Origin of the sequence: Methanocalculus natronophilus (assembly GCF_038751955.1) — an archaeon.
In the GTDB taxonomy this organism is placed as follows: Archaea; Halobacteriota; Methanomicrobia; order Methanomicrobiales; family Methanocorpusculaceae; genus Methanocalculus; species Methanocalculus natronophilus.
The window spans coordinates 184,749-199,103 of record NZ_JBCEXH010000001.1 but is presented as its reverse complement, the minus strand read 5'-3'; the positions used below and the strand labels follow the sequence as shown (position 1 = coordinate 199,103).

20 protein-coding genes are annotated in these 14,355 nt (G+C 52.5%); 13 read left to right on the top strand and 7 right to left on the bottom strand.

What is annotated here, in order from left to right; genetic code table 11:
- The 5 genes from ABCO64_RS01020 to ABCO64_RS01000 are packed head-to-tail and all read left to right on the top strand — an operon-like array spanning position 1 to position 2,585.
- A complete protein-coding gene (locus ABCO64_RS01020; protein ID WP_253457536.1) occupies positions 1 to 294 on the top strand; it encodes a 50S ribosomal protein L21e in 294 nt (97 codons plus the stop codon).
- Between the two features lie 22 nt (positions 295 to 316).
- The gene (locus ABCO64_RS01015) at positions 317 to 667 is read left to right on the top strand and encodes an RNA polymerase Rpb4 family protein (protein WP_253457533.1); all 351 of its coding nucleotides are present in this window, start codon (positions 317 to 319) and stop codon (positions 665 to 667) included.
- Positions 668 to 677: 10 nt separating this feature from the next.
- A complete protein-coding gene (locus ABCO64_RS01010; RefSeq protein ID WP_253457529.1) occupies positions 678 to 1,238 on the top strand; it encodes a DUF655 domain-containing protein in 561 nt (186 codons plus the stop codon).
- Positions 1,235 to 2,017 (top strand): 16S rRNA (adenine(1518)-N(6)/adenine(1519)-N(6))-dimethyltransferase RsmA, encoded by a 783-nt coding sequence (rsmA, locus tag ABCO64_RS01005; protein ID WP_253457526.1) that lies wholly within the window; start codon positions 1,235 to 1,237, stop codon positions 2,015 to 2,017. Before ABCO64_RS01010 ends, rsmA begins: the two co-directional genes overlap by 4 nt.
- A 1-nt stretch (position 2,018) precedes the next feature.
- Positions 2,019 to 2,585 carry a HemK2/MTQ2 family protein methyltransferase gene (locus ABCO64_RS01000; RefSeq protein WP_253457523.1) on the top strand — a complete coding sequence of 189 codons (567 nt, stop codon included), beginning with the start codon at positions 2,019 to 2,021 and terminating at the stop codon, positions 2,583 to 2,585.
- Positions 2,586 to 2,646: 61 nt separating this feature from the next.
- On the opposite strand, the gene ABCO64_RS00995 is transcribed toward ABCO64_RS01000, so the two are convergent.
- A complete protein-coding gene (locus ABCO64_RS00995; protein ID WP_253457519.1) occupies positions 2,647 to 3,237 on the bottom strand; it encodes a DUF2115 domain-containing protein in 591 nt (196 codons plus the stop codon).
- A 187-nt stretch (positions 3,238 to 3,424) separates the two neighbouring features.
- Here ABCO64_RS00995 and ABCO64_RS00990 point away from each other — a divergent pair, with 187 nt between their 5' ends.
- From ABCO64_RS00990 to ABCO64_RS00980, 3 genes are read left to right on the top strand one after another with little or no spacing between them, the layout of a single operon-like run.
- Positions 3,425 to 4,669, top strand: a complete 1,245-nt coding sequence (locus ABCO64_RS00990) for a 3-isopropylmalate dehydratase large subunit (RefSeq protein WP_292616672.1) — start codon at positions 3,425 to 3,427, stop codon at positions 4,667 to 4,669.
- A 6-nt stretch (positions 4,670 to 4,675) separates the two neighbouring features.
- The gene (locus tag ABCO64_RS00985) at positions 4,676 to 5,164 is read left to right on the top strand and encodes a 3-isopropylmalate dehydratase small subunit (RefSeq protein WP_292616675.1); all 489 of its coding nucleotides are present in this window, start codon (positions 4,676 to 4,678) and stop codon (positions 5,162 to 5,164) included.
- Complete coding sequence (locus ABCO64_RS00980; protein WP_253457513.1) at positions 5,152 to 6,270, top strand: 3-isopropylmalate dehydrogenase; 1,119 nt, start codon at positions 5,152 to 5,154, stop codon at positions 6,268 to 6,270. Before ABCO64_RS00985 ends, ABCO64_RS00980 begins: the two co-directional genes overlap by 13 nt.
- Here ABCO64_RS00980 and ABCO64_RS00975 read toward each other — a convergent pair.
- Both ABCO64_RS00975 and ABCO64_RS00970 read right to left on the bottom strand, forming a co-directional pair.
- Positions 6,254 to 6,931, bottom strand: a complete 678-nt coding sequence (locus tag ABCO64_RS00975) for a PEGA domain-containing protein (protein ID WP_253457510.1) — start codon at positions 6,929 to 6,931, stop codon at positions 6,254 to 6,256. The genes ABCO64_RS00980 and ABCO64_RS00975 overlap by 17 nt on opposite strands.
- A gap of 157 nt (positions 6,932 to 7,088) precedes the next feature.
- A complete protein-coding gene (locus ABCO64_RS00970) occupies positions 7,089 to 7,433 on the bottom strand; it encodes an STAS domain-containing protein (RefSeq protein WP_253457507.1) in 345 nt (114 codons plus the stop codon).
- Between the two features lie 134 nt (positions 7,434 to 7,567).
- Between ABCO64_RS00970 and ABCO64_RS00965 the strand changes: the two genes are divergently transcribed.
- Positions 7,568 to 8,050: an Hsp20/alpha crystallin family protein gene (locus tag ABCO64_RS00965; protein ID WP_253457504.1), complete on the top strand. Its 483-nt coding sequence runs from the start codon at positions 7,568 to 7,570 to the stop codon at positions 8,048 to 8,050.
- 56 nt (positions 8,051 to 8,106) lie between these two features.
- Positions 8,107 to 8,892, top strand: a complete 786-nt coding sequence (locus tag ABCO64_RS00960; RefSeq protein WP_253457501.1) for a CBS pair associated ParBc domain-containing protein — start codon at positions 8,107 to 8,109, stop codon at positions 8,890 to 8,892.
- Positions 8,893 to 9,004: 112 nt separating this feature from the next.
- Here ABCO64_RS00960 and ABCO64_RS00955 read toward each other — a convergent pair whose 3' ends face one another.
- The gene (locus ABCO64_RS00955; protein WP_253457499.1) at positions 9,005 to 10,183 is read right to left on the bottom strand and encodes a nucleotidyltransferase family protein; all 1,179 of its coding nucleotides are present in this window, start codon (positions 10,181 to 10,183) and stop codon (positions 9,005 to 9,007) included.
- Between the two features lie 85 nt (positions 10,184 to 10,268).
- On the opposite strand from ABCO64_RS00955, the gene ABCO64_RS00950 reads away from it, so the two are divergent.
- The gene (locus tag ABCO64_RS00950) at positions 10,269 to 10,751 is read left to right on the top strand and encodes a YkgJ family cysteine cluster protein (protein ID WP_253457496.1); all 483 of its coding nucleotides are present in this window, start codon (positions 10,269 to 10,271) and stop codon (positions 10,749 to 10,751) included.
- The gene (locus ABCO64_RS00945; protein WP_253457493.1) at positions 10,744 to 11,010 is read left to right on the top strand and encodes an inositol-pentakisphosphate 2-kinase; all 267 of its coding nucleotides are present in this window, start codon (positions 10,744 to 10,746) and stop codon (positions 11,008 to 11,010) included. Before ABCO64_RS00950 ends, ABCO64_RS00945 begins: the two co-directional genes overlap by 8 nt.
- A 7-nt stretch (positions 11,011 to 11,017) precedes the next feature.
- Here ABCO64_RS00945 and ABCO64_RS00940 read toward each other — a convergent pair whose 3' ends face one another.
- The gene (locus tag ABCO64_RS00940; protein ID WP_253457490.1) at positions 11,018 to 11,371 is read right to left on the bottom strand and encodes a ribbon-helix-helix domain-containing protein; all 354 of its coding nucleotides are present in this window, start codon (positions 11,369 to 11,371) and stop codon (positions 11,018 to 11,020) included.
- Between the two features lie 51 nt (positions 11,372 to 11,422).
- Positions 11,423 to 12,877 (bottom strand): cobyric acid synthase, encoded by a 1,455-nt coding sequence (locus ABCO64_RS00935; RefSeq protein WP_253457487.1) that lies wholly within the window; start codon positions 12,875 to 12,877, stop codon positions 11,423 to 11,425.
- A 112-nt stretch (positions 12,878 to 12,989) separates the two neighbouring features.
- Here ABCO64_RS00935 and yciH point away from each other — a divergent pair, with 112 nt between their 5' ends.
- Positions 12,990 to 13,295, top strand: coding sequence for a stress response translation initiation inhibitor YciH (gene yciH / locus ABCO64_RS00930; RefSeq protein WP_253457484.1), 306 nt, complete (start codon positions 12,990 to 12,992; stop codon positions 13,293 to 13,295).
- A 70-nt stretch (positions 13,296 to 13,365) separates the two neighbouring features.
- Here the strand turns inward: yciH and ABCO64_RS00925 are convergent, their stop codons facing one another.
- Positions 13,366 to 14,355 carry a type II secretion system F family protein gene (locus tag ABCO64_RS00925; RefSeq protein ID WP_253457482.1) on the bottom strand — a complete coding sequence of 330 codons (990 nt, stop codon included), beginning with the start codon at positions 14,353 to 14,355 and terminating at the stop codon, positions 13,366 to 13,368.

The following is a 14,355-nucleotide window of genomic DNA, read 5'->3' as shown; positions in this document are numbered from 1 at the left end:
ATGGCACTACATAACGGCCCACGGAAGAAGACTCGATACAAGTTTAAGAAAGCACTCAGAAAACGTGGCCTTCCACCAGTAACCTCGGTCATCCAGGACTTTGAAAAAGGGCAGAAGGTTCATCTGGTTGTCGAACCGAGTATCCAGAAGGGTATGCCCCACCGCAGGTTCCATGGAAAGACCGGCACGATCATCGGATCACGCGGCCGGTCATGGGTCTTAGAGGTCAAAGACGGGAATGCGACGAAGACAGTCATCGCACGACCACAACATCTAAAAGCACAGAAATATTAATTCATTTATTCTGGTGATTGACATGAAAGTAAAAGCATTTATTAGCGAGGAAAGGGTTACCCTTCCGGAACTTCGCGAGTCGCTTCTCGCCATTGAGGCTGAGCGTCTCGAATCTGGAAAAGAGATGTCCTACGAGCTGAGGAAGAGCATTGAACATGTCAATCACCTTACAAAGCTCTCTCCTGATGCTTCACGAACCCTTCTTGATGCACTGCTTGAACTGGAGAAGATGAAACCGGATATTGCATACAGGATCGTCAATCTGATGCCACGGAACAGGGACGAGCTCCGGGCAATCTATGCCAAGGAACGCTTCACCCTGACACCTGAAGAACTTGATGCGATCCTCGATCTGGTTGCAGATCATAGCTGAGGTTATTGGTATGAGAGCGGAGAAGAAAGAGAGTCAAGCGCTAGCGATTGATGTACTGCAGCACGGCCGTCCAGACGATCCACGCCCGATAATTAAACGCGAACCACTTATCCAGGCAGTCGGTGTTGACCAGTTCAAACTGCTTGAGATTATTCCAAAGACTGCGGATATTGAGATCTATGAGCTGCTCTATATCGGAGATGGTGAGCGGCCCAAAGTTGAACGCGTGAAGCGGCGGCTCCGCTACGAAGAGCTGACCACAAATGCAAAACTTGAACTCCCGTATGCCATTGAGCAGATCGTCAAACAGAATGAACCGCGGTTTGTGGAATTTTTTAATAAATCCGTTCCAATAAGCCTGAAACAACACATGCTCCATCTGCTTCCGGGTATCGGGAAGAAGATCCTCTCCGAGGTGCTTGAGGCACGCCACAGGAAACCCTTTGAGAGTTTTGAGGATATCCGCACCAGGATTAAGGCGCTTCCTCACCCTGAACGGATGATAGTTGAGCGGATTCTTGAGGAGATCATGGATCCGGATGTGAAATACCATCTCTTCACATCACGATGAGAGCCAGGTACGATCAGCACTTTCTCATTGATCCCTCTGTTGTTGACCGGATCGCAGGAGCTCTTCCGGTTGATGGCAGACGGGTTCTTGAGATAGGACCCGGGCGGGGGGTGCTTACCCGCGCACTCCTTGACCGTGGTGCAACCGTCATCGCTGTTGAGATCGATTCTGAACTGGTTCTCGCACTGAAAGACGAGTTTTGCCAGGAGATAGAAGCCGGGCAGCTTGAGATCATTCATGGTGATGCCGTCAGCTGCCCGCTGCCATCGTTTGAGATTGTCATTGCCAATCTCCCCTATTCTGCCTCATCTCCGATCACCTTCCGTCTTCTTGAGACGGGCTTTGAAGTGGCGGTTCTGATGTACCAGTGGGAGTATGCACGCAAGATGATGGTTCCAGCAGGTACAGCTGATGCAAGCCGTCTCTCGGTGATGGTGCAGGCACATGCAAAAGTCAAGCCTCTTATGGAGATATCGCCGCGTGCCTTCTGGCCCTCGCCAGAGGTCTGGTCAATGGTTGTCCGCCTCACTCCAATTGATCCGCCTGTTCCAATTGCTGACAAGCAGACGTTTTCACTCCTTGTCAGGACACTCTTTTCCCACAGGAGAAAAAAAGTAAGAAACTGCCTGAAGAGTGGCAAAGGCATCTTTGGCGAGGATCAGATCACTGCCCTGATCGACAGTCTTGATGAAGCGACCCTCTCGGCACGGCCCGAGAACCTCTCGCTCCAGCAGTTTATCGAACTTGCAAATACTCTTTCAGCTGGTATGAAGAGGTAGCATGCACCCGATCCATCCAGAGGTCTATGCGCCGGCAGAAGATACCGTTCTGCTCAAAGAAGCAGCACTCCGGGTTCTCGCTCCAGGCGATACCGTTCTTGAGATCGGGTGCGGCAGCGGCGAGGTCTCAGAGGGACTGGCAGGGCATGCAGGCCTTGTTGTTGCAACAGATATCAATCCCCATGCTGTACGCTCTGCCTTTCAACGGGGTGTGGCAGCTGTCAGATGCGATCTCTTTGATGGTATCTGCGGGAGGTTTGATCTGATCCTCTGTAACCCCCCATACCTCCCGACTGAAGAATCCGATCGCATCGACGACTGGCTTGAATATGCCCTTGACGGTGGCAGTGACGGCAGGGAGACGATCACCCGGTTCCTGGCAGCAGCTCCCCGGCACCTGACAGAGAGAGGGAAGCTCCTGCTTCTTGTCTCCTCACTGACCGGGATTGACGATGTAGTCCTGCTTTTTAGGGAGAACAGGATGATCGCCTGTATTGTTGCTGAAGCGCAGCTCGACGGTGAGCGGCTTGTTGTCCTCCTCGGCATGATCGACTCCTGCAGCGCCTGAGTGTCAGCTTGTTTTCAAAAGGGTTACCGGCAGCAGGGCTTCCTGGCGGGTGGTTTTACGCCTATGCCTGCTTTGAGGGGCAGAACCGGCAGAGTGCATACGGCACATCCCCCTCCTTCTCTTTTACCGGGCAGCAGACGACACCGCCTCTCAGCTGAACCCTGAACCCGCCGGGAAAGGGTGTGCCGATCGGATGTGCCGGCTCTTCAAGGACAAAGATGAGAAAACAGGAGAGGAGATAGTAGAGGAGCCTCCCCATCGGGGTCATGTGCGCATCATCAGTATGGTGGGGCAAGAGGCATGCCTGCTGAACCATCCGGCAGAATGTCTGGAACAGGTCAGGATCAGGTATCTCTCCGGGCAGCTCTTCCAGGGCACCATTCCTCTCCATCAGGAGGATCCGGTGGTGGGTGCCGAATATCTGCTCATGGACAGATGCTCCATAACCTTCCTGGTAATGAGCAGGCAGGCTCTGTATTTCGCGCCTGAGGGCTGCTGCAATCTCCATCAGGTCACGCGGAGTATAGCGGCGGATTTCTGAGGCAATGAAACCGGCAAGGCCGGATTTGGTCTGCTGCCTCCCAAGTTCCAAAACAATGCGGGAGATCTCGTCTTCTGCTTCGTCTAAGGTAGCCGATACTCTGTTGGTCATGGTGGGAACCGGTATACCAGTCTTGGCGGGTATCCTGCATGAATCTTGCCTGTTGTCTCTGTTCAGGACGGGTATCCAGGGCATACTCATTGTCAGTTCAGGCTGCATCTGCAGAGCCTTTTGCATCGCTTCCAATCCAAACTATAGTATACCCTGACATGCCATTTATGTACCAATGGCCAACGGAATGACAGTTGCTGAAAAGATATTCCAATCGAAATGCGGCCGGAGTATTCGTGCAGGTGACGTTGTCATGGCAGGAATAGATGCGGCAATGATCCATGACATCACCGGGCCTCTTGCCATCACCCAGTTTTGGGAGATGGGCGGAGAACGTGTATTCGATCCAGAAAAGATTATTCTCCTTTTTGATCACCAGATACCGGCAGATTCAATTCCGGCGGCGAAAAACCACCAGATGATGCGAGCCTTTGCAGAGGAGCAGGGGATTGTAAACTATGATCTCCGTGAAGGTGTCTGTCACCAGGTGGCACTTGAGAAAGGCAGGGTCGGGCCTGGTGATATCGTTGTCGGGAGTGACTCCCATACCTGCATGTATGGCGCTGTCGGTGCATTTGCAACCGGTATCGGTTCAACAGACATGGGATTTGCCCTCAAATACGGTGCTCTCTACTTCCGTGTTCCTGAGACGATCCGGGTGGATGCAGAAGGATCATTTGACAGGCGGGTCGGGCCAAAAGACCTTATTCTCAGGATGGCCGGAGATATCGGGGCAGATGGTGCAACCTACCGGGCGCTTGAGTTTGGCGGATCAGCCTTCTCTGGCATGTCCATGGCGGGGAGGATGACCTGCTCCAATATGGCAATCGAGATGGGCGGCAAGGCAGGCATTGTCCCCCCTGATGAAACAACCCTTGAATACCTGAAGGACCGGAGATCCGGAGATTCCATGGATATTGCACCTGATGCTGATGCAGTCTATCTTGAGAAGAGGCAGTATGATGTCGGATCTCTTTCGCCACAGGTTGCCGTTCCGCATAATGTCGATAATGTCGTTTCTGTGGAGGATGTTGCCGGGAGAAAAGTCGACCAGGTCTTCATTGGATCATGCACAAACGGCAGGTTCGAAGATATGCAGGAGGCAGCAGAGGTTCTTGGGAGCGACTCTTTCAATGAGAAGGTGCGGGTGATCATCATCCCGGCATCCCGTGACGAGTACCTGAAGACTCTCAGGGCAGGGCTCATCGAGCGGTTCGTCGAGGCGGGTGCACTTGTTGAAGCGCCCTGCTGCGGCCCCTGCATGGGGGGCGCGTTTGGCCTCCTTGCACCAGGCGAAGTCTCGCTCTCCACCTCGAACCGGAACTTCCGGGGCAGGCAGGGGAGTACTGAAGCAGAGGTCTATCTCTCGTCTCCGGCAACAGCTGCTGCAAGCGCACTCTATGGTGAGATCACCGATCCAAGGGAGGTGTAAAGAACAATGCGTGCCTGGAAATTTGGAAACGATATTGATACGGATGCAATAATACCGGGTCGTTTTTTGACGATCTATGATGAGAAAGAACTGGCAAAGCATGCATTTGAGGGGACGCGTGATGAGTTCTCCAAGCAAGCAGCAGAAGGTGATGTCATCGTTGCCGGCAGAAACTTCGGCTGCGGGTCGTCCCGTGAACATGCCCCGCTTGCCATCCGCGGTGCCGGTGTCAGGGTGATTGTCGCCGAATCATTTGCACGGATCTTCTACAGGAACGCGATTAATACCGGTCTTCTTCCCCTCACCTGTCCGGGTGCAGGAGCGATTAAGGACGGCAGCAGCGTGACTGTGAATACCAGTGACGGGTACATCGAGTCCGAAGGGAAACGGTACCCGACTGAACCTGTCCCTGATTTTCTCCTTGAGATTATCAGGGCAGGAGGACTTGTTGAATACGCATTAGCCCATCCGGAGATTAAGACATGCACAGAGTAGCATTAATTGGAGGAGACGGAATTGGCCCTGAGATAGTCTCTGCAGGCCAGTCCGTCCTGGATGCCGCAGGTGAGCGGTATGGTTTTGACATTGACTGGGTGGATTTTTCCATTGGATCTGATCGGTATCTGAAGACCGGAGAACTCCTCACCGAGGAGGATATCGAGGGCCTTGAGGCCTGTGATGCCATCTATTTTGGCGCAATCGGTGATGACCGGGTAAAACCGGGTGTGCTTGAAAAAGGAATTCTTCTTGCGCTACGGTTTCATTTTGACCAGTACATTAATCTCAGGCCGATTAAGCTTCTGCATGGCGTCTCAACCCCGCTTGCGAATAAAAAGCCCGAAGATATCGACTTTGTCGTTGTCAGGGAGAATACCGAGGATTTCTATGTCGGGATCGGATCGCGGTTCAAAGGCGCAGAAAAAACCAGCCTCGAGGTGATCCGAAACCTCTACTCGATCAAGTTCGGTCTCGATGTAGAGAGCGATGCAGACGAGATCGCCTACCAGATCGGCCTGATCAGCCGCGAAGGCGCAGACCGGGTGATCCGCTATGCATTTGAGCGGGCAATGGAGCGTGGAAAAAAGTGTTCTTCAGTCGATAAAGCCAATGTCCTCTCGGATATCTACGGGCTCTGGCGCGAGGTCTTCACCTCGGTTGCCTCGGACTATCCCGGCGTTGAGACAGAGTTTACCTTTGTGGATGCAGTGACGATGTGGTTTGTCAAGAATCCGGAATGGTTTGATGTCGTGGTCACCCCGAATATGTTTGGGGATATCGTAACAGATCTCGGTGCCATGATCCAGGGGGGTCTTGGGCTTGCTCCCGGTGGCAACATCAATCCGGATGGGATCTCGATGTTTGAGCCGATCCATGGTTCAGCACCCAAATACAAGGGGATGAACGTGGCAAATCCCCTTGCAACCATCTGGGCTGGCTCACTCCTCCTGGATTCGCTCGGCGAGAAGGATGCTGCGTCTGCTGTCCTGAAGGGTATAGAATCCTCTATTGTGGCAGGACATGTCACAAAGGATATGGGCGGGTCCCAGTCGACGAGCAGTGTCGGCGACTGGATAGCTGACCGGATCAGGTCCGGCGGATAAGCAGCATACAGCCTGCTGCAAGCAGCAGTCCGATGATTACAGGCACCGGTGATACCGGACTCCTCTCAGGGGGTGTCGGTATTGGTGCTGATGGATCTGGTGTTGCAGGTGGTGTCGCAGCAGTGGGCTGATATTCCGGGCTTAAATCTGCAGCAACACCGCTCGTCCTCCCGGATTCCACACTGACCAGTCTGGAATAGGGGATATACCCATCTTTTTCCAGGCTGATCAGGTGGAGGCCGGGATCGGTTCGTGCAATGCTGAATGCTCCTTGTTCATCGGTTGTACCGAGATAATTCAGGTTCTGGAAGACAGCTGCCCCTGGCAGGGAGCTGATGGCAATGTTTCCGTTCCCGTGATGCGTTGTGCCGGTTCTCGCGAGCTCTATATCCAGGGTGACGGTTTCTCCAGCGATGATGAAGGCAACTCCACGCCAGTTCTGATAATTTGCTCTCTTCAGCTGGATACGGTTCATACCAGAACGAAGTTCAGGAACGGTGAGTGGCGTATAGCCGCGAAAGACGTTTGTAATATAGACCTCAGCTCCTGTAGGTTCTGAGGTGATCGTGATTGTGCCGGTGGGCTCAGCCGCAGCCGGAATGGTACAGAAGGCGAGGCAGCATATGCCGGCCATACACATGAGCAACAGTCTTGTCTGCATAGCAAACCTGTAATTATACCTGTGTGGTAGATAATGGTTCGTGCAGGCTTCTCACTTCAGCAAAAACTTTTCTTCTCTCCTGCTGGCCTGCGTACTGGTCGTGATGCCTGCTGGTGCTCTCATTCAGGCAAGATGGTTTTGAAAAATAAAAATAGGTCTATTTCCAATTCGCTATTGCATCATCCACGGTCTGTTCAAGGGAAAAGATTGCAGTAAAGCCGGTCAGCCTGAAGATCTTCTCCACCTCCGGCCGTAGTGCGCAGAGCACGATCTCCCTGTTCTGTTTCTTCAGCTCTTTTTCAACAATCAGGAATGCCCGCAGCCCTCCGCTGCTTATGTATTCAAGACCTGAACAGTCGACAATCACCGCCCCTTCCTGCTCTGCTGCAAGCTGCCTGAGCTGCTCTTCTGCCAGGGGGGCTGTTGTGGCATCTATTCTGCCGGTGATGACGGTAAGGGCTGTTCCTTCCCTTTCGCTTGCAGTAATTTCCATTGTCTCCATTCCTTTACCAGTACCTGTATGCCCTGGTATATAAACGGTTTCAATCTCAATGGTTTTAGAGAAAATTATAAATATTATTATGCACTAACCAGGGGTTAGCCACACCACAGGTGTGGCAGAGGAGGAATGAAACTATGGTATGGGGAAGACGAAGATATCCATTTGGATCACTTGGCCGGGAGATCGATGATATGATGGCAGAGATGGAGGCGCGGTTCCAGGACATGTTCTCCGGCGCCCGCCCCATGCTCCCGGAAGGTGGAATGGCAGACCGCATTATGCCTGCACTCAAGGGCGAGTTCAGGGTCGATGTCAGCGACCATGATGATGACGTGGTCGTCGTTGCGGATCTCCCGGGACTTCAGAAAGAAGATGTCCAGCTCCGGCTCCATGATTCCAGGACCCTTGAGATCGCAACCCGGCAGAGCACTGAAGAGAAGGATGAACAGGAGAACTACTTCATGAGAGAGCGGTTCTATGGATCGATGCGCCGTGTCGTATCGATGCCTGTCGACGTCACCGAGGAGGGTGCTTTAGCGACATTTAAGAACGGTGTCCTTGAAGTACGCCTGAAGAAGACAGAACCGACTGCGGTGCGCCCGATCCAGATCGAATAAACACTTTCTTTTTTTTGCGATGGCTTGATGGTTTCTCGTGTATAACAGGTACAGCAATGGAAAAGAAACGGGTCAGTGACTACATGACCTCTGATGTCGTGACGGTACGATCTGATGGTATCGTCAAGGACGTCATCGAACATATCCGGTCAACCCAGCACGATGGCTTCCCTGTTCTCAGGGGCAACAAGGTTGTCGGGTATATCTCCGCACGCGACATCATCGGGGTGCATCCATCAACAAAGGTAGAGCAGATCATGTCCCGCCACCTGATAGTGGCCGACCCCGAGATGTGCATCACCGATGCAGCACGCGTTATTTTCCGCTCAGGCATCCAGAAACTCCCCGTGGTCGATGATACAAACGAACTTGTCGGGATCATCTCAAATGCCGATGTCATCCGCTCGCAGATTGAGCATGTCTCTCCTGAGAAAGTATACAACTTCATGACGACGCTGACGAAGCTCTATGGCATAGAACCAACTCTTGAGCGCGGGATGGTCCCGGTTGATCGGATCCGGCCGACACAGGGGAAAATATACCAGGATGAACTTGAAGGCAGGATGTATGAGACCAGGAAAGGCCTTGCCGAGCCTGTTATCGTTGTCAGGAGACCGGGAAAATGGATCATGGTGGATGGACATCACCGGGCAATTGCTGCTAAACGGCTTGGGATCAAGAACCTGGAAGCCTATATCATCAATATCGACGAGGATATCCAGCTGGGGCTTGAGCGGACTGCCCAGAGCATGAAGCTCTACACACTCGATGATATCCAGGTGCTTGATTATGCGCGGCACCCTCTCGTTGCCATCACCCACCGGCTTATCCCTCATGACTAGAAGAGACTACAGGCAGGAAAAAAACAGTCTGCAAACAGGTGTGTATTCTCCTGCTCTCTTCTTTTGCAAGGGGTAGAACGAGGACTCTTTCTCCAGAATTCTGATCGGCCGGTCAGGATCCCTCGCACCGTGTATCAAAAGCGTCATTTAAGACGTACTCTTTCACCACCTCGCCGGCCATAACATCCACCTCCGGCCAGAGCCGTGTCCGGGAGTGGACCACAACATTATCCTGTACTCTTGCACGCGGGCCGATGACGGTATCATTTTCAATAGAGCACCCGTCCCCGATTCTACAGTCATTGTCGATGATACTCCCGCTGACCGTAGAGCCCGCACCGATCGTCACGCCTCTGTAGAGTGATGAGGAGAAGATCTTTGCCTGCTGTATGATGGTGCAGTTATCGCCAATTGAGGTATAGGGCCCTATGATGACGTCTTCACCAATGCTTGTCCCGTTCCCGATAGATACCGGCCCGATTATCCGGGATCTCGCACCAAGGGTAATGCCATCGCCGAACCTGACAGGGCCGGTGATCTGTGCATTCATAACATTGAGTGTCCCCTCTATGCTCGTTGTTCCGACCTCATCCAGTTTCCACCGTTCTGCCTGCCGGAGCATGGATGGAGACCCGACATCCGTCCAGTTGCCATGTGCAAGCCAGCCTTTCAGGGTATACCCGTTCTCCATCAGGAGCGGGAAGAGGTTCCGGGCAAAATCAAATGGAGTGCCTGCAGGAATAAAGTCGAATATCTCCGGGTTGCAGACATACATCCCGGTGCTGGCAAGATTTGAGAATATCTCACCAGGTGATGGTTTCTCCTTAAATCTCCCGATTGTAAAGGTGGCATCAAGCTCTGCTATGCCGTACTCACTGGGATCATCGATACTGATAAGCCCAATCGACGCGATCGCATCGCTCTTTTTATGTTCACGGAAAAATTCAAGAAGATTGATGTCAGTTACATGATCGCCGCCGACAACGAGGAACGGCGTGCCGTCAAGATATTCCTGTGCATTCTTCACCGATCCGGCAGTCCCAAGCTTGGTCTTCTCTTCAACATAGGTGATATCCGCCGAGCAGAGGGATCCGTCACCGAGCACCTCTTTGATCGCATCGCCAAGATACCCAAGCGTGATGACGATATCAGTAAAACCAAGGTCTGCAAGATGGACAACCAGGTGCCGGATGGATGGAACCCCTGCTATCGGGATGCAGGGTTTTGGCCGCTCAAACGTCAGGGGGCGAAGCCGTGTCCCCTCGCCGCCGCACATGATGCAGACTTTCATAGTATGAAGATGGACTTGCTATCAATTAATTGAGATGGATCTTGTTTGGATACACTTTTCACCTTGTACTTTGAGATAAGAGGGTATGGATGCTGGTTTCACCTGCACCCTCTGCGGGCGGTGCTGCATGGGGTTTGGCAGGTACATTACCATTAACCAGACGATTGGCGGGGCATATGGATGTACCCTCTCCCTGACAAAGGAGAGCTTCATGGCCACACTTGATCCGGGGCGGTTCAGTCTCTTCAAAGAGCGGTCATTCCTCCTGGAAAACCCGCATGCCTGCCCTTTTCTCAGGAAAGACGGGCAAAGAATCATCTGCACCATCTACCAGTCCCGTCCCCGCTTCTGCAGGGAATATATCTGTCATACAGGAAAAGTGCTGCATGACGGGGAGGTTCTCGGCGTGATGAAGGGAAGGCGGGATCTCCAGACAGAAGATCCCACTCTCAGGGAACTGTGGAATGCGCTGAAAGAGTCATATGGAGGATCCGGTGATCCTGCCTGGAAGCAGGCAGTCCAGAAGGCACTTACAGATGCCGGATATGAGGTTGTTTTGTATGCATGACGAAGGAATGCGATTACTTGATGTTGAAAAGGGAAAAGTCCCCTGTCTGCCGGGGAATCCGGTGACACTGGACCGGTGCAGATTCTGTGCACATTCACGGTATTTTCTTGTGAACGGCAAACGGGTCATCTCCCCTGCCCGGGCATACTGTTCACGGAGCGGTGATACTGAGGAGGTGGACTTACAGCATGTGACCCGGGTCTGGTGCGATGACATGGATGCTGAAGGATACCGGAGCATCATGTCGATCATCAGCTGAACCCGGTTTAGAGCCCTTTCCAGAACTCCCACCATCTCCGCTCTGCTGCCGGGGGATCACGCGTCCTGCCTGCCTCCCGCTGCCACTCAAGATCCAGGATATGGTGGACAACCCTGACCTCTTTTTTCAGATCAGATACGGTGGCTGTGAGGTTATCGAGGGATCTGGCAATATCTTTTACCTCCTCAAAACTCCTCTCGCGGGGTGGCGGGTTGAATTCGCCATCCTCTTCATATTTCTCTATGCCAGCCTCAATAAGGCGGAGAATTGCTTCATTCCGTTCAATACGCTTTTCACGTGCAAACGAATCGATCTGGTCAGCCAGATCGCTTTCCAGGGTAAATGATAACCGGATGCTCATGACACTATCCCTTTTCCTTACCTGAATCCGATTCAGAGAGGCCAGTTTGGCTTATGAGACCCTCTGACGTGGCGAAGCGAGCTGGATTATCCGGTCCATGTCAATATGCGCCTCAAGGTGCTCAGCAAACTGATCATATGGATCACATTCCGCTGCCATAGTAAATTCAAGCCCCTTTGTTCTGTAGAGGTACGTGAGGAGTGCGGAGACTGCGGACTGGTTGCTGAAGAGGGCGTGCAGGTATGTCCCAAACACAAGCCCGTCATCTGATACTGCCCCGTCCCCTGAAAATGCCTCTCTACCTCCAATCCGCTCTGATCTGCCCATATGTATCTCATACCCGCTCACGGTATCCATTGCTCCAAGAATTGGTCCGATCGGCTCTGCTTTCCTGGTAACCCTGATGGTTGTCTTTGCGTACTCGGAAAACCAGGTCTCAACAGGGAGGAAGCCGATTCCCTCGTATGAAGCAACGTCTGTTGACTCTATGCAGTTGTCATGGATAGTTCTTCCGAGCATCTGAAATCCTCCACAGATCCCGATTACTGGAATGCCGCGATCGCGAGCCTCCTCTATCTCGCTGATTGTTCCATGCTCCCTGAGGTGGAGGAGATCCAGAACAGTATTTTTTGTTCCCGGAATGATGATGCAGTCATAGTGCTTCAGGCTCTCCCCCGGCCGGACATAGGTGACTGACGCATTCCGTTCAAGGGTTTCAAAATCAGTGTAATTGGCAATTCTGGGCAGGTGGATGACTGCTATTCTGACAGGCGAAGAGGATGCGCGCTTATCCTGGAGTGAGAGCGAGTCTTCACTTGGGATTGTCAGATCGCATGCGGGAACAACACCAAGTACCGGGACATTGCAGTATTCTTCAATGAGTGTCACGCCGGTTGCAAAGATCTCCTTGTCTCCACGGAACTTGTTGATGATGATACCGGATACAAGTGCACGGATGTCTGGCGGAAGAAGCTCAATTGTCCCATAGAGTTGTGCGAAGACACCGCCCCGTTCGATATCAGCAACAAGGACAATTGGAATCCCAAGCCGCCTGGCAAGCCGGATATTGGCAATATCCCTCTCATAGAGATTCAGCTCTGCTGCTCCCCCGGCTCCTTCGCAGAGAACGCATCCTGTCTCCTGGAAGAGCCGCTCATAGGCTGAAACCGCCACCTCAAGGAGGTTTTCGGTCTCTTTGTAATACTCCCGGATTGGAAGGTCCCTGTATGGTTTTCCAAGTACTATCACCTGTGATACACTATCCGCTTTTGGTTTGAGGAGAATCGGGTTCATATCGGCTGTTGCCACCTGCCCTGCGGCAATTGCCTGCATCGCCTGGGCGATCCCGATCTCTAATCCATCCGCGGTGACATAGCTATTCAGGCTCATATTCTGCGCCTTGAACGGAGTAACCGCATATCCCCTGTTCAGGAGCGCACGGCATAGACCGGCGACAGTCACGCTCTTTCCGACGTGCGAAGCGGTTCCAAGCACCAGAAGCGACATGGTTCAGTACGTACTCAGCCTATTGGAATAAAAAGGGGCATCATCTGTCTGTTGCCAATTACCCGTCCCGCACCACATACAATAAATAGAGATGAACGTCCAGTACTGGTTAATGAACAGTGGCATATGCCCGAAATGTGGACTTCCCAGAGAGCTGTGTATCTGTGAGGAGGTCGCCAAGGAACAGCAGAGGATCCTGGTCAAGATTAACCGCAGGCGATATGGCAAAGAGGTGACAGTCGTCGATGGGCTTGATCCCTATGAGATCGATCTTGAAGACCTCTCGAAATTCCTGAAAGGCAAGCTTGCCTGTGGAGGAACAGTGAAAGGAAATACTATCGAGCTGCAGGGGAACCACCGTGACCGGGTCAAGGACCTGCTCTCGCAGAAGGGGTATAAGATTGACAATATAAACTGATCTTACCCTGACTTTTTTTTCAAAAAAAACTGCTGCTGTCAGATGGGACTATTCCGGAGGGTAACCGCTTTCAGATAAGAAAACGGAATACCATCCAGCCGATGAAGACCATCATGGCTGAGTATTTCAGGCCAGCAAGTGCCCTGCCCTCTCCCATCTGGCCTGCCACGAGCCCTGAGAAGAAACCCTGTAGAATGACTGCATGGGAGAAGATCCGTTTATAAAAATCGATATCGATCGTGGCCATGAATCCTGCACCAGCACCGGATCCTTCTGCAGCCTGGCCTGCTGATGCCATCGTTTCAAGGAACGTTGACGTGAGGATGCCGATGACAAACATGTAGACGAAGAAGGAGATGATGATGATGACGATGTAGATGAACATATTATTCAGCCGATCTGTCTTCAGGGTGACAAACTCATAGGAGTCAATTGCTGCTGCACGCAGTACATTGGATATGTCGCCTCCTGCACGGCTTGCCTTTGCGATTAAATCAACACTGCGTGTTGCAAGTGGTGTCCTGAGCCGTTCACCAAACCGGGTGATCGCCTCGACAAACGGTACACTCCATGACATCTCCTGGTCGAGCCTGCGGATATGCGGGGTTAGCGCCTTGTATTCAGCCTGTGCAACAAGGGCCACTGCCCCGGGGAGTGTCATCCCCGATTCGTTCATGCCCGCAAGATCGCGGAAGAAGTTTGGGAGCGCCGATTCAAGGCTCTGCTGGCGGCGGTTGTCAAAGAAGTCGAGGAGGGAGAGCGGGGTGATGATGATGAGCACGGTCACGATCAGAATGTCATCAATGATGGTTGTCCCAAGGACGCGGTCTATTCCATACTCGCTGACTGCAAGGTAGAACCAGACTGAGGCGATTCCAAGGGCAAGCGGCACGGTCAGGAAGAGGGAGTGTGCAGGGCTCTTTACAAGCGATCTGATCGGATGGCGGATGAAGCCTGAGAATCCCTGCTCTTTCTTCTCCCGTCTGATAATTCTCTCCCTGATTCTCTCATCAGGAGACTCGTCATTTTCTGGCTTTTTTGAGAGAGCGAGCCTCCGCAT